This window comes from Ruminococcus albus 7 = DSM 20455, from assembly GCF_000179635.2.
Taxonomy (GTDB): Bacteria; Bacillota; Clostridia; order Oscillospirales; family Ruminococcaceae; genus Hominimerdicola; species Hominimerdicola alba.
Map to the genome: position 1 here is coordinate 1,947,739 of NC_014833.1, position 18,570 is coordinate 1,966,308.

Annotated in this window: 14 protein-coding genes; 5 read left to right on the forward strand and 9 right to left on the reverse strand. The window is 41.3% G+C overall.

Going from position 1 to position 18,570, the window contains the following annotated elements:
- Window positions 1–17: 17 nt before the first annotated feature.
- Genes RUMAL_RS08615 through RUMAL_RS08625 form a run of 3 tightly spaced genes read right to left on the reverse strand, consistent with a single transcriptional unit; the run spans window position 18 to window position 4,970 of the window.
- On the reverse strand, window positions 18–2,735 hold the full coding sequence (locus RUMAL_RS08615) for a transglutaminase-like domain-containing protein (protein WP_013498359.1): 2,718 nt from the start codon (window positions 2,733–2,735) through the stop codon (window positions 18–20).
- Between the two features lie 56 nt (window positions 2,736–2,791).
- Window positions 2,792–3,988 carry a DUF58 domain-containing protein gene (locus tag RUMAL_RS08620; protein WP_013498360.1) on the reverse strand — a complete coding sequence of 399 codons (1,197 nt, stop codon included), beginning with the start codon at window positions 3,986–3,988 and terminating at the stop codon, window positions 2,792–2,794.
- Window positions 3,989–4,001: 13 nt separating this feature from the next.
- Complete coding sequence (locus RUMAL_RS08625) at window positions 4,002–4,970, reverse strand: AAA family ATPase (RefSeq protein ID WP_013498361.1); 969 nt, start codon at window positions 4,968–4,970, stop codon at window positions 4,002–4,004.
- 232 nt (window positions 4,971–5,202) lie between these two features.
- On the opposite strand from RUMAL_RS08625, the gene RUMAL_RS08630 reads away from it, so the two are divergent.
- From RUMAL_RS08630 to RUMAL_RS08650, 5 genes are all read left to right on the forward strand, one after another.
- A complete protein-coding gene (locus RUMAL_RS08630) occupies window positions 5,203–8,181 on the forward strand; it encodes an acyl-CoA dehydratase activase (RefSeq protein WP_013498362.1) in 2,979 nt (992 codons plus the stop codon).
- 32 nt (window positions 8,182–8,213) lie between these two features.
- Window positions 8,214–9,485: a 2-hydroxyacyl-CoA dehydratase gene (locus tag RUMAL_RS08635; protein ID WP_013498363.1), complete on the forward strand. Its 1,272-nt coding sequence runs from the start codon at window positions 8,214–8,216 to the stop codon at window positions 9,483–9,485.
- Window positions 9,486–9,500: 15 nt separating this feature from the next.
- Window positions 9,501–9,953 (forward strand): hypothetical protein, encoded by a 453-nt coding sequence (locus RUMAL_RS08640; protein ID WP_028504205.1) that lies wholly within the window; start codon window positions 9,501–9,503, stop codon window positions 9,951–9,953.
- 14 nt (window positions 9,954–9,967) lie between these two features.
- Entirely contained in the window at window positions 9,968–10,501 is a 534-nt protein-coding gene (locus RUMAL_RS08645; RefSeq protein ID WP_013498364.1) for a nitroreductase family protein, read from the forward strand.
- Window positions 10,502–10,666: 165 nt separating this feature from the next.
- Window positions 10,667–12,907, forward strand: coding sequence for an N-acetylmuramoyl-L-alanine amidase family protein (locus RUMAL_RS08650; protein ID WP_154662762.1), 2,241 nt, complete (start codon window positions 10,667–10,669; stop codon window positions 12,905–12,907).
- Between the two features lie 77 nt (window positions 12,908–12,984).
- On the opposite strand, the gene RUMAL_RS08655 is transcribed toward RUMAL_RS08650, so the two are convergent.
- The 6 genes from RUMAL_RS08655 to RUMAL_RS08680 form a co-directional block, all read right to left on the reverse strand.
- Window positions 12,985–13,182 (reverse strand): DUF6472 family protein, encoded by a 198-nt coding sequence (locus RUMAL_RS08655; RefSeq protein WP_013498366.1) that lies wholly within the window; start codon window positions 13,180–13,182, stop codon window positions 12,985–12,987.
- Window positions 13,179–13,625 carry a MarR family transcriptional regulator gene (locus RUMAL_RS08660; protein WP_013498367.1) on the reverse strand — a complete coding sequence of 149 codons (447 nt, stop codon included), beginning with the start codon at window positions 13,623–13,625 and terminating at the stop codon, window positions 13,179–13,181. Before RUMAL_RS08660 ends, RUMAL_RS08655 begins: the two co-directional genes overlap by 4 nt.
- 366 nt (window positions 13,626–13,991) lie before the next feature.
- Window positions 13,992–15,656 carry a vWA domain-containing protein gene (locus tag RUMAL_RS08665; RefSeq protein WP_013498368.1) on the reverse strand — a complete coding sequence of 555 codons (1,665 nt, stop codon included), beginning with the start codon at window positions 15,654–15,656 and terminating at the stop codon, window positions 13,992–13,994.
- 25 nt (window positions 15,657–15,681) lie between these two features.
- Window positions 15,682–16,803 carry a hypothetical protein gene (locus RUMAL_RS08670; protein WP_013498369.1) on the reverse strand — a complete coding sequence of 374 codons (1,122 nt, stop codon included), beginning with the start codon at window positions 16,801–16,803 and terminating at the stop codon, window positions 15,682–15,684.
- A 12-nt stretch (window positions 16,804–16,815) separates the two neighbouring features.
- Complete coding sequence (locus tag RUMAL_RS08675; RefSeq protein WP_013498370.1) at window positions 16,816–17,739, reverse strand: hypothetical protein; 924 nt, start codon at window positions 17,737–17,739, stop codon at window positions 16,816–16,818.
- Window positions 17,732–18,295 (reverse strand): RNA polymerase sigma factor, encoded by a 564-nt coding sequence (locus tag RUMAL_RS08680; protein ID WP_013498371.1) that lies wholly within the window; start codon window positions 18,293–18,295, stop codon window positions 17,732–17,734. Before RUMAL_RS08680 ends, RUMAL_RS08675 begins: the two co-directional genes overlap by 8 nt.
- Between the last annotated feature and the right edge of the window lie 275 nt (window positions 18,296–18,570).

Here is an 18,570-nt window from a genome sequence, read left to right on the forward strand (position 1 = left end):
AATCATATCCTTTCGTATCAATACAGACAGTAAATATACTTTGCTGAAATCTTTGAAATGATATCGAGCTTAGATGCAACTATATCGTCTGATATAAGCTTCAATATTTTCTCAGCAGATTCTGCTTCTTCCTCGGTGATACTATCAGCACTCATATTAGCTTTAACTGCCATGACAGTCAGCTCTGTTAGTTTGTCATCAAGCTGATGTATCCTGTGCTCGTGGCACTTGTTTATCAGTTCATTGCATAACTGCATATCAGAGAGGTTTTTCTTTTCTTCAATGTGGAGCACAGACAGATATTTCAGTGAATATGTATATATCGCAGTGATCCTTTTCGCAAGATCTTTCTGTGTGCAGCTATCATGCATTTTGTCAAGACTTCTCTTTCGGTTGATTATTATAGCCGCAATACCCGCAGCGATTGCTATCAGTGTCATCGCTACAGTTTTTGCTATCGGTGAACTTGTAGTTCCACTGCCCTCAGCTTTGCTGCTTGAGTTCTTGTCCTTTGCAGAGTTATCATTGTTATTGCTGCTTGATTTCTTCCCGACAGTACCGCCGCCCGAAGGCTTGCTGTTTGAATTATTGCTGTCAGTTTTCGGCTTGACCTTACTGTTTGCGGAAGCCTTGCTGTTATTTGAAGGCTTTTTAGAACTGTTATCAGCCTTGCTGCTCTCTGATAAAGATGAGCTGTTCATAGAACTGCTGTCCTTTTTGATCTTACCTTTTTCTTCATCGGTAAGGTTCGGATTATCACCGTCATATCCGGGAGTGAATTCTGCAGGCAGCCATCCTGCGCCTTCTATAAATACTTCTGACCATGCATGAGCACATTTATCCCTTACAACGACTTCGTACCTGTCACCCATCTGCTCAGCGTTGCTGAGCTGTGACGGCAGTATCATATATCCTTCGATATATCTAGCAGGATATCCGAATTTTCTGAGTAGCTGAGTACCTGCTGTTGCGAAGTACGTGCAATAGCCTTTTTTTTGCTTGGTCAGGAAGTAATCAAGAAAATCTTCACCCTTAGGGGTCTTTCCGGGACTTGTGTTGTAGGTGAACTTGTTATCACTGAAATAACTCTTTATAGCAGAATAGATCTCGTTGTATGAGCAGTATTCAGGATCGTTCATAAGATAGTTATCACATATCGTTTTGTATACCGCATCAAGTGAATCAAGATCCGCAGCTTTGGTATAGTTAAGTTCAACATACTCCTTGTAAAGATCAGTATACGTCCTGAACCTGGGAGAGAATTCTTCCAGACCTGCCTGACGGAGCTGATCGCACCTCATCTGCCAGTTAGGTGTATCAAAGTTTTTGTAATATACCTTGTATTTTTTCTGTGACTGGCTTATGCGCACATAGGAATCATTATATGGCGTCATACCGCTGTCGTCACCAAGTATAGCGTACGAATAGCTGTAATCTGTAGCGTATGGTGCATAAATGAATTTTGAGCAGGCGCCTTTGACGTTGATATCCATTTCGGCATCATAAGAACCTGTATAATCATCGGAATCACTCAGCAAAAGGTTGTCATAATCCTGTATCCATCTGCCGTTATCCTCTACTCCTTCCGTGATCTTTTTAATAACGGAATCTGTCTCCAGCGGCTGCCATTGATTATCGGTGTATTCTCCAGCAACATAGCCGCGCAGATACATTGTGTAGTTGAATCGTTCGGTATTGATGATAAGGGCTTTTGAATTATTGAAGCTTATACTGTTAGTGGTACCGAGTATACCTCCGTTTGTACCGCCGACAGTTGTAACACCGAAAAGATTTGACCCGCCGTTAATGTCTATAAGAAAATCATCAGCGTGTGTGATATCGAATTTTTCTGCCGCATGATGAATATTATATCTCAGATCCTTGAATGAATCGGGTCTGTAAAAACCGCTTAGTTTTGAGAAAAGTACAATAGAAAGAAATATTGATGCAGTTACAAGCGATACAAATTTAATATATAAAGTATAGAATCCAGCTTTGTTTTCAGATGATGTAAAAAAGAATGTCTTCGATTTTTCATGCACCGCGAAAGTATTGTTTCTTCCGGCTTTGTTGGTCGTATGATTTATAATGTTCATCGCAAGCACTGTTATCCAGGCTACTAGCATCATCAGTGCTGCATAAGTAGGTACATCAAAGCCAAGATATAATCCGATCTCAGCTATTGGGAACGTAAAGATAAACAACATAGGGAAATCTATCCTTACTACGCAGGCAAGTACTGTACCCGCGGCTATCAGAAATATGACCGCTGAAAAGAAGTAGTACAGTCCCTGATCAACAGCTGCTTGTGTAACAAGAAAATCCTTGAATGCACCTGTAGTCTGGGCAGGCAGATCACCCTTGGTCAGATATCCGTTTGCAGCTGCTATAGCGCCGTATTTTATGAAATTGATCTTTGTGATCAGCGGGATGATGTACATCGCACAAACTATGCCCGCACATATTTTTATTATTTTATGTTTTGAAGCCAGCAGACCAAGTGCAAGTACTGCAACAAAGCTGTCATAAGCAAGCAGCATAGGGCTTATGTCTGCATTTGTAAAGCTGTTTCCGAGCAGCGCTGCCGACAGAGTCGCCAGAAGCGCGATCGTTATCCTGAATGCAAAATAAAGACCCGATGAATGGAACTGTGTGAATCTCAGGTCAATATCTCCGTCGATGCAGATACCGCTGTTGCTTGTCAGCCCGGCTTCACGATTTAGTTTATTACTCATTCTGTCACCTTTTTAAATAAGAACGTTATTTCTCCGCCCTTTTAGTTTCTCCTCTCTTACAGACAGAGTTCTCTGATAGAACCCTCCAGCTGTCCCGGATATACAGGTATAAGCTCCGCGAATTCATCATAGAATGCAGTCTGTGTATTGCTGTTGTCTGTCATCAGCAGATAAGTGTATTTATAAGCCAGATCCGCATCGCTCATAAGCTCGGTGGCATTAGGACTATATCCTGTGGATATGTATATGATATGTCCGCACTTCATGCTTTCAGTGGTGCCGATATAGTCTGTCAGAACGGCATCCTTTGTTTCGTACAGCTTAGCCTGAAGAAGCATCCCCACCATAATGCTGTGGCTTTCTTCATCATTTATGTTTTGTTCTATTGATCTTTGTCTTTCAGCATCATAGAATACAGCTCTGTGCGGAACATCGTTTTCCAGCAGATACCTGGATACCGAAGCTGCAGCTTCTACCACTGAATCGAAAACAGCGAGTTCATCTGTCTTGTTGTCTGTTTTGGAAAGATCTATCATAAGCACTATGGAGTTTGCGATCGGAAGTGAGTAATCCTTGACCATAGTCTTATCCTGTTTAGCCGAAAGCTTCCAGTGTATGCGGTTTAGCTTGTCACCTTCGACATAATCTCTTATATCGAATATCTCCGAAGGGTCATCACCTTTCTGCGTCTTTGAGTATTCATCGCTTTCAAGACCCATATCAGCGTAGTTAGCTATCTCATTTTCAAGCGGTATATAATCCGGCAGTATCGTTATTGTGCAGCATTTGTCTGCAAATTCAGTGGCTTTGCTGCGTACTTTCATCGTGAAAAGTTTCAGCATATCGGATATCCTGCATCGCTTGATATTGAAATCCACTGTACCGCAGTGGATGCCCGAAACAGAAAGAGTGAGAATCTGTGTTTCATGAGGGTAAACCGGAGTGTTTATCTTTACCACATTTTTCTTTCCGTCTATTTTGTTTGTATAATTTATCTCTATAAGCAGATTAGGACATGGAAGCATAGAATCATTACGTACTTTAAGCTTGATAGGAAGCTTTGCTGTCCTGCTTGCAGATGATTGCCGCTGTAAAAATCCAACCTTTATCTTCTTTGCTGTACATATGGTCATTGTAAGCATTACAAACGGGATCACCAGAAAGAACGCAAACAGATAGAAGGAAAATGGGTGTTCATACAGTATATAAAAAAATACCGAAGCTATAAACAGTACTGTATATAAAAATGGCATGGCATCACCTGCATCATCTTGCGACTCTCGGCACTTCAACAGTACTCAGGATCTCTCTGAGGACTTGCTCGCCGCTAACGCCGTTAATCTTAGCCTTTGAATTGAATACCACTCTGTGCAGCACTACATCATTGAAAGTATAGGCTACATCATCGGGGATAACATAATCCCTGCCTTTAAGTAGAGCTGTAGCTTTTGTCATCCTAAGCAGTGCGATAGTTCCTCTGGGAGAAAGACCCAGCTTGATGAACTGATGATTTCTGGTAGCAGCAGCCAGTCTTGCGATATAATCTATGACCTGATCTGCAACGTAGATATTTTCAACCTCATGTCTTGCGTTTACGATATCTTCAGCGCTGACAACAGGTCTTACACTGTCAACAGGTACAAGGCTCTGCTTGGCTTTCAGCATCATGACTTCATTTTCCACGGATGGGTAACCCATAGTCAGTCTGACTATGAATCTGTCCATCTGTGATTCGGGAAGCATCTGCGTACCGATAGAACCTATGGGGTTCTGGGTAGCTATTACTATATACGGATCGGGAGCTTTTCTTGTAACTCCGTCAACAGTTACTTTGCCTTCCTCCATTATCTCCAGCAGTGCAGACTGCGTTTTTGAGGAAGTTCTGTTGATTTCATCAGCCAGGAACAGGTTCGTCAGTGCAGCACCGGGCTTATACTCAAAACGCTGTGTCTGTTTATTGAGGATATTGAAGCCTGTAACATCGGTAGGAAGTACATCGGGTGTAAACTGTAAACGCTTGTATTCCAGCGACAGTGCTTTTGAAAGCGCTACTGCAAGTGTTGTTTTACCTACACCTGGTATATCTTCGATAAGTATGTGACCGCCTGCAAGGATCGACAGCAGGACTTTTATGATTATCTCGTCCTTGCCTATTATTACTTTTTTTACCTCTCCGATTACATTCTGTGACATTGCAAGGACAGCACGTTGTCCTTCAGTTAGGTTATTGCTCATTTCTGAATCTCCTATCATTTTTATTTTTGACTACATATGTAGATATTATATCATATATTAGTATCTATTGCAAGCATTTAACACAGTTTTTATCCATTTATCACATTTCCATAATTTGTCTTATTTCCCCATTTATCGGGCTAAAGTTTGAAAATTTAAAAAAATGACTTGTATTTTTATGCCGAATGTGTTATAATAAATCTAATTTGTAATTTCTGCGGAGGTTTTTTTCATGTGCATGACCTATGACCTTGGTATCGATGTCGGTTCAACAACTGTCAAAACAGTCATCGTTCACAATGGCGAATTTATATATAACAGATATGAAAGGCATTTTTCACGGGTAAGGGAAACTGTGGCAGAGCAGCTCAAGCTTATACGCAAAAGCTATCCTGATGATAAGTTCCGTATAGCTATTACCGGTTCAGCAGGACTCGGTATAGCAGAAGCCTGCGGCATTCCCTTTGTACAGGAGGTATTTTCTGCTTTCGTTGCTGTAAATAAGACTTATCCTGATGCTGATGTTGTTATCGAACTTGGCGGTGAGGATGCTAAGATAATATTTCTCACCGGTGGTGTGGAACAGCGTATGAACGGTTCTTGTGCCGGCGGTACGGGCGCATTTATTGATCAGATGGCAGGACTTCTTGGTGTTACTCCCGATGATATGAACGATCTTGCACTGAAAGCTGAGAAAACATATCCGATCGCTTCACGCTGTGGTGTTTTTGCAAAGTCAGATATACAGCCTCTGCTGAATCAGGGTGCAAAAAAGGAGGATATATCCGCTTCAATATTCCAGGCAGTTGTTGATCAGACGGTATCTGGTCTGGCACAGGGCAGGAAGATAGAAGGAAAGGTGCTTTTCCTTGGAGGTCCTCTTACTTATCTCAGCGCATTACGTGAAACGTTTAAAAAGACCCTTTCACTTTCTGAGGATAATGCAATACTCCCTGAAAGATCATCGTGCTATATCGCTTTCGGTGCTGCACTTCATGCTCATGACCTTTCAGAGGAGATGACTATTGATGAAGCTCTCGACAAGATAGCCAATGCTAAGACTAACGATAATATAGTAGTCGGCAGGAGACTTTTTGAATCTCAGGCGGATTATGCTGAATTTATCGAGCGTCATAAGAAATCCGATCTTAAATATGAGGATATCAAGACCTATGAGGGTGATGCTTTCCTCGGCATAGATGCTGGCTCTACAACGACTAAACTTGTGCTTATAACACCTGATGGCAGACTGCTGTATCAGCATTATTGCTCAAATCAGGGTCAGCCCCTTGATATCATAGCTTCTAAGCTGAAGGAGATCTATCGCCTTGCAGGAGATAAACTGAATATCAGAGCATCGGCTGTTACAGGTTACGGTGAGGAACTTATAAAGGCTGGTCTTGGTGTTGATTTCGGTATCGTTGAGACTGTGGCTCACTATAAGGCAGCAGCTTATTTCTGTCCCGATGTTGATTTTATAATAGACATTGGCGGACAGGATATCAAGTGCTTCAAGATCAAAAATAATGCTATCGACAGCATTATGCTTAATGAAGCTTGTTCTTCAGGCTGCGGATCATTTATACAGACTTTTGCAGGTGCTATGGGATATGATATCGCTAATTTCGCACAGCTGGGTCTTTTTGCAAAGGCACCTGTCGAACTTGGTTCACGATGCACAGTATTTATGAACAGCTCTGTAAAACAGGCACAGAAGGATGGTGCTACCGTCGAAGATATCTCTGCAGGACTTTCATCATCTATCATCAAGAACGCTGTTTACAAAGTTATAAGGGCTAAGTCCATTGATGAACTGGGACAGAATATCGTAGTTCAGGGCGGTACATTCCTTAATGATGCTGTGCTGCGTTCATTTGAGCAGGAACTTGGCAGAAATGTTATCCGTCCTGCTATCGCCGGACTTATGGGTGCTCTTGGATGTGCACTGTTTGCTAAGGAAAAGTCAGAGGGTTCACTTGATCATTCTGGCATAATCAGCAGGGAAGCTCTTGAAAACTTCTCATACACTGCTAAGGCTTTACAATGCGGTGGCTGCGGTGCACACTGTAACCTCACAGTTATACGTTTCGGTGACGGTCACAGATTTATATCGGGCAACCGCTGTGAAAAAGGTGCAGGTATAAAAATAACGGACCGCACTGAAAATATGATTGAGTATAAGTACAATTATATCAGGGAGCTTGAAAATAAAAAAACTCGCATGAAGCCTATTGCTAAGGTGGGATTGCCTCTGTGTCTTTCATATTATGACCTTATGCCGTTTTTTGCACAGCTCTTTACTGACCTTGGTTTTGAAATCGTATTTTCTGAAGAATCTACCAGAGATACTTATTATAAAGGTCAGCAGACTATCCCTTCGGATACTGTCTGCTATCCCGCTAAACTTGCTCATGGTCATATCGAGAGCCTGCTTGAAAAAGGTGTAGATTTCATTTTCTACCCCTGCATGAGTTATAATATAGATGAGGGTGGTTCTGATAACCATTTCAACTGTCCTGTTGTAGCTTATTATCCCGAACTTCTTAAAGCAAATAATGACAAGCTGAATGAAGATAACTTTATTGCACCGTATATTGATCTTAATAATAAGACCCATGTTGCGAAGGCTATAGCAAAGGCACTTAATAAATACGGTATCTCGGCTAAACAGATTATGAGCCTTCTTAACCGCGCATACTCAGCGCAGATAGATTTCCGTCGTGATATCAAGGGTAAGGCTCAGGAGATAATACGTGAAGCACGCAGTAAGGGTCAGAAGATCATCGTTATTGCAGGCAGACCCTATCATATAGACCCTGAGATCAACCATGGAATCCATAAGCTTATAGCTTCACTCGGCTTTGCGGTCATTACTGAGGACAGCGTGGCAAGTCTGGTGGACACTCCCGCTCTTGATGTACTCAATCAGTGGACTTATCATTCCAGAATGTACCGCGCGGCTAAATATGTATGTGAAAACGATGATATGCAGCTTGTACAGCTTGTCAGCTTCGGCTGCGGTATAGATGCTGTAACTACCGATGAGGTCAGGGCTGTGCTTGAAGAACAGGGAAAGCTCTATACTCAGCTTAAAATAGACGAGATAACCAATCTTGGTGCAGCTAAGATAAGGCTTCGTTCCCTTGCTGCAGCACTTGAGGAAAAGGATGCTCAGGCATCGCGTGCTGCAAAGCAGACTTCGGCTGTCTGAACAGGTATATCTTGTTATTTGGAGGAATATAAATGTCTGAGAATAATTCATGCAGCATTCCACATTCGGGATCTGACAGAGTACATAAGTCATACTTTGATAAGTCCAAAAAATCGGACTATCTTGTTCTTATCCCCGATATGCTGCCGATACATTTCAAGCTGATAATGGCAATATATGAACAGTACGGCTACCGCATGGAGCTTTTGCAGACCTCTACGAGAAGTGTTATCGATGAGGGACTGAAAAACGTTCATAATGATACTTGTTATCCCGCGTTGCTTGTAATAGGTCAGTTTATGGACGCTCTGAAAAGCGGTAAGTATGATCCTGACCATACTGCACTTCTGATATCTCAGACGGGCGGTGGTTGCAGAGCATCTAATTATATACACCTGCTGAGAAAAGCACTTTCATCAACTTTTCCGCAGGTACCTGTGCTTTCTCTGAATTTCAGCGGACTTGAAAAGGATGCATCGATTGAAGTATCACCTTCTATAGCCCTTAAACTTATTTATGCGGTACTGTATGGCGATATGCTTATGCTACTTTATAATCAGTGCAAGCCCTATGAAATAGAACCAAATTCCACAGATGAACTTCTGGCGAGATGGCAGCATCGCCTTGGAAAACTTTTTCATACTAAGCGCGATTACATGAGTACTGCCAAGCTTTATCGTGCAATGCTGAAAGATTTTGCAGCGCTTCCGAGAACTAAGGTTAAGAAGCCAAAGGTTGGTATAGTGGGCGAGATATATGTTAAGTATTCACCACTTGCAAACAATCATCTTAACGAATTCCTGCTAAGCGAGGGCTGCGAACCCAATGTGCCGGGGCTCCTTGATTTTGTTATGTATTGTGCTTCAGATGCTGTTAATGATAAGAGACTCTATGATAAAAATCCAAAGAAGTCACTTATATTTGGTATCGGTTACGATGTTCTTTACAAGTTCCAGAAACAGCAGATCAAGATAATCAACGAGCAGGGTGTATTCCAACCTCCTCACGATTTTGAGCATCTGCGCCACTGTGCCGATAAATACATCAATCAGGGCGTTAAGATGGGAGAAGGCTGGCTTATCACTGCTGAAATGGCGGCTCTTGCTGAAACAGGTACTAAGAACATCATATGCACTCAGCCTTTTGGCTGTCTGCCTAACCATATAGTTGCAAAGGGAAGTGCCCGCGTTATCAAGCAGGCGTATCCGGATGCAAACATAGTTGCTATTGACTATGACCCAGGTGCAACAAAGGTCAATCAGGAGAACCGTATCAAGCTGATGCTTGCTAATGCAGTGCTTTAAGGGGCGGGGAACGGCATGAAAGCCAAGAAGAATGGTATTGTTATATCCGCTGTCATCTTGCTTTTGACCTCACTTTGTCTGTATTTCTTTATGAATAACCGAATTGATTTCAAAGAGGTTGCAGAGGGTCAGCTTTTACCGAACAGAAACTATACTTATTACTGTGATTTGAAGTCGGAGATAGACATGGAAGATTTATACGAACTTTCCAGCGAATTCTCCGGATATGACTATGATTTTGATGGGCACACGTATATAGTTACTTTTGGATATGAGTTGGAGGATATATCTTATTCTCGAGCTTCTAGACCTATCGTCAGTGAGTATGGCTATTATAATTATCACGTTCCTAATGTTTGGCTTTCTTGTGATAAAACGGATAAGTGCTATGTGTACGAGCTGCCAAAGGTCAATATAGGCTGTGATGCTGATAATTACAAAAGAAAAGTGTATTTTGTCGAGAAATAACGGAGGTGTAAACTATGGAATTCCAGAATCTTATCGAATCAAGAAGAAGTGTGCGAAAGTATGCTGACAAAGAAGTCACCCGCGAGCAAGTTGAAGAGATAATAAAGGCAGCTCAGGAAGCTCCCTCATGGAAAAATCAGCAGACATCTAAGTACTACTGTGTGCTTTCTAAAGAAAAGCGTGAGGAGATAAGGACTACCTGCTTTCCATCGTTCAATGAGCAGAGAAGTTTGAATGCAGCGCTGATAGTTACCGCTTATGAAAAAAACAATGTTGGCTTTGATGATAACTGTCAGCCTATCAACGAACTGGGCAATGGCTGGGGCTGTTATGACCTCGGTCTTCAGAATATGATCTTTATGCTTAAAGCTAAAGAACTTGGTCTTGATACACTTGTTATGGGTATACGCGATGGACAGAAACTGCGTGCTGCACTGGGTATACCCGAAAATGAAGAGATCTGTGCTGTCCTTGCTTTGGGTTATGCCGATGAAGAACCTAAAAAGCCAAGACGCCGTGAGCTTTCTGATATTGCAAAGGTATTCTGATAAAATAAAGTTATCTCTAAGTCGGAGGATATGTTTCCTCCGGCTTTTCTTATCTGAAAATCAGGTGAAGATTTGTTAAAAACGGTTGCAATCAAGTTTGTAATGTGGTATACTATCAAAGTGGATCTTTTACGAAAGGGAATAGTGTGTATGAGTACCAAAGGTATGGAAAACAGATATGTACGAGATAAGACGCGCATTATTGCACGCCGCAGAAATGCCGCAAATATGCTATCGGCATTGATCTGTACGGCTGCAGTAGGCATCGGTTTTTCGGGACATCTTATATATAAGTCATATTACGCTGTTGGCTGGCATACCCATTCAGAAGGTACTTACTATATATCTCCAGAGACACATGAACGTGTCACAGGCTATCAGATGATCGACAATACCTGTTATCTGTTTGATGATGAAGGCATTATACTCCCGGCAGGATGGCAGAAGTTCCGCGGTGATACCTACTATCTTGGTGATGATGGTATCATACAGCGCGGTACTATCGAGATCGATGGTGTTAAGTACTATTTTTCCACCGAATCAGGTATTTTCAGGACGGGTCTTGTTGATATCAACGGTGATGAGTATTATTTTGATGAACACGGTTTTCCGGGGTCTGGTTTTTCAGAAGATTCGTATTTTGATGAAAATGGTAAACAGCGTCGCGGCTGGGTTAATGTTGGCGGTATTCAGTATTATTTCAAAAACGACGGCAAGATGGCTGTTGGGTTTTATGAAATAGATGATAATGTCTACTATTTTGATAAAGACGGAAAGATGGCTACTGATTGGAAAGTCATTGACGGTAAACGCTATCTATTCAATGAGGATGGTGTTCTTCATCATGGCTGGATCAAAAAGGACGGAAATTACTTTTATGCCGATGCTGAAACCGGAGCTTGTGTTACTGGTTTCTTTAAGATCGAGGATAAGACTTATTATTTTGATAAGCGTGGAGAAATGGTAAAAAACTGGAAAGAGATAGGCGGAAAGACGTATCATTTTTCCAGTGACGGTGTAATGACTATCGGTTGGTATGAGGAAGATAACACCAAGTACTATTTCAGTGAAAAAGGTGTAGCCGCAAAGGGCTTCAATAAAATAGGTGAAGACTACTTCTATTTTGATAAGAATTTCAAGATGAGGACAGGTTGGCAGACAATAGGCGGTTCAAAGTATTATTTCGGACGAGGCGGTGTTGTAGCCAACGGCTGGTTAAAACTTGAAAGCGGTGAGTTTGATCCTATAACCTATGACCCAATAATGCTGAGATACTACTTTTACCCCGATACTCATGCTGCAGCGTACGGATGGGCAACTATAGGTCGTGCTGCGTCTGATGTCAAGCTTTTCAAGAAGGATATGTCTGATTTGAATAAGTTTGAAAATCTATCCTACGATAAACTGTCAGCTCTGAACAGTGATGAATGGATGCGCTATGATGAGCTGAAAGAAAAGTATAAGGATAATACATTAAATAAGTTCCAGAAGGACGTGTATGATAAATTCGGCAGTGATGTGCTTGGCAATTATTATTTTTACAGTGATAACACCCTTGCCTATGGCTGGATAACCGTTGGTGATTATCGTTTCCATTTTGATGAAAAAACAGGCAAGAAGTCGCTTGGCTGGCAGATCATTGACGGTAAACGCTATTACTTTGGTGAAACAGGTGCTGCCTGCACAGGAGAATTCAACGGAAATGATGAAAACTATGTCTTTTCTTCTGACGGTGTCCTTTCTGATGGTATTGTCAAGCTTGACGGTCAGATCAAGTACAAAAAAGGTGATTCGGACTGGCTCACCGATGTTTTCCATACCGAAGGAAATAAGACATATTACTTCGATGCTGACGGAAATGCAGCTATCGGTTGGACGGATATAAACGGAGAACGTTATTTCTTTAATGATGAAGGCGTTATGCATATCGGTGTGATCAACGATGATGGTAATGTTTATTATCTTAGCAGAGATGGTATCGTTAAGAACAAGTGGGTAACGATCGACAGCGGCAAGATGTATTATTTCGGTGCTGACGGAAAGGCATATAAAGGCTGGAAAGATATCAACGGTACAGAATATTATTTCGGTGATGACGGTACCTTGCAGGAAGGCTGGACTACTATCGAAGAAAAGCGTTATTATCTTGAATACGGAGTCATGCTAAGGGGTCCTATATTTATTAACGGTGAGTTGATCAATCTCGGTGAGAATGGATATGTGACCGAAGGCTGGATCAGCTGGAGCGGAAACAAGTACTACAATCTCAAGGGTGGAGTTTCCGCCACAGGCTGGCAGGAGATCGACGGAAAACAGTATTATTTTGATGCTTATGGTGTACTCCTTACAGATACTGTTATTGATGGTATTACCCTGGGAGCTGATGGTTCAGCTGTAATTGAATAAGAATTAAACGGCTCACTATTATTTTGTGAGCCGTTTTTGATAAAAAATACAGACCTGTTTTGCAGGTCTGTAAATAATCAGTTTTGTTTTCTTACTACAGCATATTCATCATCGAGCCTGTAATAAGGGCAGGCATAATGCGGTTCATTAAAAAGCCTGTACATCTCATCTTCGTCTAAATTGACTTCACATGAATAGCATTCAAGTTCGTCATCATATACATTGTTTACGCAGCTTTCGCATGAAGTGAAGTTGCCTTTTTTCTTTTTGTTCATATATCCATCACCTGTCTGAGTACCTCGTTGACCTGTATCAGTGCATTGTATAGTTTTTTCATATCCTCATCAGATACATTTGAAAACAGATCAAGCAGATCTTCACGTATATCAGCTTTCATCTTGATAAGAAAGCTTTCAGCTTTTTCTGTAAGGGAGATATTGACAACACGTCTGTTATCAGGCTGATGATTTCTTTCAATAAATCCCATATCCACCAACTGTGCTACTGCTCGGGTAGCTTGTTCATTAGAAGTATTTATTTTTGATGCCAGCTGAGACATATTCATCTGTCCGCATACTGATAGAGAAAGCAGTACTATCTGCTGTGTACGCGTAACATGGTACTTCTTCTGGTCAAAGGTATCAAATACCAGTTTACGGCTTAGGGGATATATCTCGTAAAACTGCATTATGCAGCCTGTTCTTATCTCATTGTCCATTTAGTTACCTCCTGCATCATCGTGTATAGTATTGCTCCGATATTATTATAATAGCAAGAGGGATATTTGTCAATGTACTATATTTATCAATATTTGATTTTGCTAAACAGTATTTTTGTTAATCATTTTGTTACTGTTTGTATAAATAGCTCGCCTTATCTTGTCTGACTGTTTTTGTCATCTGACTTTCTGTTCTGATTTACATTTTATATACTCTTACTGCCGCTTCATGCAAAAGCACAGCGGCAGTATCGAGTATTGTTGTATTTTTTATTTATGACTATCCTTTTAAATCACCAGCTGAAAATGCGGTAAACAAAAGTATAATTGAGCGTTGAATATCTCGCTTTAATTTGATATTAAGACTCATTCAATGATTTCCACAGGAGCCTGATAGTTGTCTTCATACAGTGCGATCAGCTTGAGAAGTTCTTCGGCATCAAGCTTAAGACCTTTAGCGTAGTTTCTTATATCGTTCATAGTGAACTTTGTTTCAGAGTTACCAAGTGTTTTTGCAAACATTGTTGCAGCGCAAGCGAGTTTCATGTTCTCGCTCATCTCTTCTTTATTTACATAGCTTGCAAGTTTAACAGCCTTGTCTATCAGTTTGCTTTCGTTCTCATCTTTCTCCTTGTATCTTACAGATACTGTAAGCAGCTCTTTGTCAAGATCCTTCTCGTCTATTTTTTCGGGAGCGGGATACTCAACATCATCCTGATATTTAAGTGTACGTTTGCTGTCATCGCCGTCAGCCTTGCCGTCGTTCAGTATAAGCTCATACAGTGCTGTTACCTGCTGGTTTGCACCGACATCACCGGCATCTTTGGTATCGTCCTCAAAATCCTGATCTTCCAGTAGTCTGTTCTCATAGCCAACAAGCTTATAATAAGCAACATTAGTTGGGTTGAATTCCACCTGTATCTTTGCATCCTTTGCTACTGTGAACATTGTTCCGTTCATCTCGGTTACAAGTACTCTCTCAGCTTCATCGACGCTGTCTATATAAGCGTAGTTGCCGTTGCCGTTGTCTGCAAGTGCTTCAAGCCTGTTATCCTTATAGTTGCCCATGCCGAATCCCAGTACCGAGAGGAATACGCCTTTGTCACGCTTTTCTTCGATAAGAGCCTTCAGTTCCTCTTCAGAGGAAAGACCAACATTCAGGTCACCGTCGGTGGCTAGTATGACTCTGTTGTTTCCGCCTTTAATAAAGTATTTTTCGGCAAGTTCATAAGCAGTGTTGATACCTGCTGCACCTGCGGTCGAACCGCCTGCTGTCAGTCCTGCAAGGGTGGAGGCGATAGTTTCATAGTTCGCACCGCTTTCGCCCTCCAGCTCTATCGTATCTCTGCCTGCGTAAGTCACTATTGATATCCTGTCATTTTCTCCGAGGTTCTCTGCCAGCATTGCGAACGCCTGAACTACCAAAGGAAGTTTGTTTTCGTCTGCCATTGATCCGCTGACGTCTATCAGGAATACGATGTTAGAATCAATATCCTGTACATCTATATCCTTTGCCTGCAAGCCTATCTGCATAAGCTTTGCATCAGCATTCCATGGACAATCAGAAAGCTCCGTTGTTATGGCGATCTTATCATCTCCATCGGGATATTCGTAGTTGTATTTAAAGTAGTTTATGAATTCCTCTGTTCTTACTGCATTGGGGTCAATATTCTGATTATTCTCTATCATGCGTCTTATATTGGTGAATGAAGCTGTATCTACATCAGTGGAAAATGTGGAAAGCGGATGTTCAGCAACACTCAGGTAAGAGTTTTCCGCATAGTAGTTGTATTCCTCGGTATTTATATCCATATCTGAGATCGCTTCTTCGCTGTAATGCCACTCTAAGCCATCAGCGTCATCGAGATTCTGTTGTCCATTGTTGGATATATTTTGTTCTCTGTTATCACCGACGATCATTTCACCTTTTTTACTGCCTGATGAATCTTTGCCGCCGCAGCCAGTCATCATTCCGATTGCCATTATAAGCGAAAGTACCATCGCTGTTATCTTTTTAGTATTCTCTTTCATAGTTATCATCCTTTCTGAAATGGTATCAACTACCAAATATCTCATTTATCAGCCTTTCGGCATATTCTTTAGGAAGAGTCATCTCAAATGATCTTTCGTCACTCATACTTTCACCTGTATTCTCATAACATCTTATCTTGTAATCATTGTCAGTTCCAAAGATATATAGGCTTTTACAGTTGATGGTTTCTCGACCTATATTGATAGTTTTGTATTCAGGATCTTTACCGGTATAAATATCAAAAAATATAAGTTGTAAATCCAGCCCGTTATCTAAGTTACCTGTTGATGTTTTCTCTGTTTGTGTTGAAGAGACTCTTTCATCTGCAAGGGCTTCAAATAATATATCAAGCGTTTTGGCTGTATCAAAGTCAGCGGTTATGTAGTTGCCTTGATACATACCCATGAAACCAGTCTTGTTTTCATCGTTCCATACATAACCTTCAGATATCAAGGTGTTGCCTGATGTTCCGCCTTTTATTTCCTGACCGCCTATATCATCGGATTCGGTCACAGCAGATTTGTCAGCATACTCAACTGCTTCTACCAAATCGGGTATAAGGTCGATAGGGAATTCGTAGTACGGAGTTTCTTTGTACTCGTCATTCTCATCAAAATAGTTGATATTGAATATGAAGCTGTTTTCATAACCTATCAGCGTAACTCCCTGACCGTTAATCTTGGTATCGCCTACCCTGAAAGTTTTGGTATCCTCGAATTTCATGTGAGCCATAAAGCCCTCAGTCTCTAAACTGTTCAGCTGTTCAACTGATACTGTCAGGTCGAGAGCTTTTTCTTCCGTACCGGGTGTAGCCATTCCTTTGAGTATTATCCTCGCACCTTCCAGACGGTTATCCCAACTCTGACTAATGTGACCGTTGTTGTACATCTCAAATCCGAATGCACCGTCACCTATGATATAATTGTAATACTGATCGAAATCGTAGTCATCGAGTTCCGTTGGTGTTTCCTCATCTGCGGTGGTCTCATCGTCGGTGGGATATTCACTTGTGCAGGATTCTACTGTTACCTCACTGTTTTCTTCAGGAACTGCGGCATTCTCTTTTTTCTCCTCAACTTTTCCACAGCCTGACATAATCATCATAAGTGCTATTGCCGCTACAGCATATCTATTTGAAATTTTCATCTCAATGCCTCCTTAAGCGTTGTTCCATTCGTTCAAAAAGCTTTCCATGTCAAGCTCGGGTGTGTACTTCATTCTGTCGAAGTAATAATCGTTAATATTAAGGCTGTCTTTTTCAAGATCCTCTGATCCGCTACAGAGAGCTTTCCATCCGTTTTGGAATACAGCACCACCGTCAAGTGTTATCTCTATCTGTGGGGCGTTCTCAAATACTATGCTGTAATTATCCTCGTCCGAATGTTTCAGCGGAAGCAGATATTCTCTGTTTTTCTGAAGTATATAAGGAGTGCTGCTATTGATAACGAGTTCAGTTACCATTACTTCGCCGTTTTTGTCATACATCGAATTAACTTGCAGTACATAAGTAGCACCGTTGTCAGATAGTTCAGCTTCAAGCACCGTAACGTCAGCGAAGAGATCTGTTGAAGCGAACACCTTATCTTCCACGAAATATTCATCACCCTGCGGTACATAGCTTGTCATATATGATACTGTATCCGTAGCATTTAAATCAAGCTGATCGTATTTGACAGTTCTGATAAATGAACCGTCAGTTGATCCGAAATGATTGTCTTCTGTGGATGCGTCTTGTTGTGCCTTGTTATTTACTGAGCCGTCTTTTTTATTGCCTCCGGAAGTTTTGTTGTCATCCCTATCGCTCCTTGAAAGCGGAACCTTGTCCATAGCAGCCTTTGTTTTCTTGGATTCGTTCATTATATTCACTCCTGCAAATACAACTACGAATGCTGCCGCTACTGCTGCTATTTTCATATATCCGCCAGAACGTTTTATCTGCTCTCTGTTCTGTGTGTATGTTGTCTCGGTCTTTTTCTCTGTTTCTTTTTTGTCTATCTCCTCGGATATCCTGCTCCAAAGCTTATCCATATCGGGTGCAGTATCCTGGATATGTTTTGTATATTCTTCTTTCAGGTTAGCCATAAATACTGCCCTCCTTTACTGTTTTTTTCAGCTTGTTCAAAGCCTGTCTGTATTTCCATGCAACAGTGCCGAGAGGTATGCCCAGCGTTTCGCTTATCTCCTTAAAGGTCATATCAAGACCTGCGCGGAGGTTGATGATCTCTCTTTCTGCTTCATTCAGTATTTCCAGCGCCTGCCTGAATGCAATACCGCTTTCCACCTGAACATCTGTTGGGGCTTCGGGGTCTGCCTGTTCCTCAGTGTATATGCCTTCATCGTCTATCGTGTATTCTTCGTGTTTTCTCTTTCTAAGGAAGTCGATAGCCATATTTCTAGCCATTACCGTTATGTAGCGCTTGTGTCCCGTTCCGGAACGGTACTGCGCCGCTGTCTCCCATAATCTTAAAAACATATCGCTTGTCAGATCCTCAGCGTCCTGAGGACTTTTGACTACTGCCAGCATCTGCTGATATATCAGCTTGCCATAACAGGCGTAGATGTCTTTAAGACCGTTTTTGTCTTTACCGAGTATCCGTTGGATACAAAGGTCAAACTCCTTATCGGTCAAATCTATCATCACCCTTCGACATAATATATACGTTTGATCTTACATTATTTTTTGATGTGATAATGCACAAACTTAATACGAAAAATTTGTCTATTATCACATAATTGAATATAGACATAATTCGATAATAATTATAACATATAAAAAGGCAATTGTAAAGATATAGAATTGTATTTATCTGTATGGATACGGCTAAATTCCTACAAGGTCACTTTACTTTTTGGAATATCTGTGGTATAATTGAATATTGTTAAGATATCGTCAGGTCAACCTGTCTGTATCTA

Bases quoted from the DNA above. Each gene is read 5' to 3' on its own strand.
- RUMAL_RS08675 (WP_013498370.1), bottom strand. From the start codon at position 17,739: ATGGCTAACCTGAAAGAAGAATATACAAAACATATCCAGGATACTGCA.
- RUMAL_RS08670 (WP_013498369.1), bottom strand. From the start codon at position 16,803: ATGAAAATTTCAAATAGATATGCTGTAGCGGCAATAGCACTTATGATG.
- RUMAL_RS08650 (WP_154662762.1), top strand. From the start codon at position 10,667: ATGGAAAACAGATATGTACGAGATAAGACGCGCATTATTGCACGCCGC.
- RUMAL_RS08630 (WP_013498362.1), top strand. From the start codon at position 5,203: ATGTGCATGACCTATGACCTTGGTATCGATGTCGGTTCAACAACTGTC.
- RUMAL_RS08620 (WP_013498360.1), bottom strand. From the start codon at position 3,988: ATGCCATTTTTATATACAGTACTGTTTATAGCTTCGGTATTTTTTTAT.
- RUMAL_RS08615 (WP_013498359.1), bottom strand. From the start codon at position 2,735: ATGAGTAATAAACTAAATCGTGAAGCCGGGCTGACAAGCAACAGCGGT.
- RUMAL_RS08655 (WP_013498366.1), bottom strand. From the start codon at position 13,182: ATGAACAAAAAGAAAAAAGGCAACTTCACTTCATGCGAAAGCTGCGTA.
- RUMAL_RS08625 (WP_013498361.1), bottom strand. From the start codon at position 4,970: ATGAGCAATAACCTAACTGAAGGACAACGTGCTGTCCTTGCAATGTCA.
- RUMAL_RS08645 (WP_013498364.1), top strand. From the start codon at position 9,968: ATGGAATTCCAGAATCTTATCGAATCAAGAAGAAGTGTGCGAAAGTAT.
- RUMAL_RS08665 (WP_013498368.1), bottom strand. From the start codon at position 15,656: ATGAAAGAGAATACTAAAAAGATAACAGCGATGGTACTTTCGCTTATA.
- RUMAL_RS08640 (WP_028504205.1), top strand. From the start codon at position 9,501: ATGAAAGCCAAGAAGAATGGTATTGTTATATCCGCTGTCATCTTGCTT.
- RUMAL_RS08660 (WP_013498367.1), bottom strand. From the start codon at position 13,625: ATGGACAATGAGATAAGAACAGGCTGCATAATGCAGTTTTACGAGATA.
- RUMAL_RS08680 (WP_013498371.1), bottom strand. From the start codon at position 18,295: ATGATAGATTTGACCGATAAGGAGTTTGACCTTTGTATCCAACGGATA.
- RUMAL_RS08635 (WP_013498363.1), top strand. From the start codon at position 8,214: ATGTCTGAGAATAATTCATGCAGCATTCCACATTCGGGATCTGACAGA.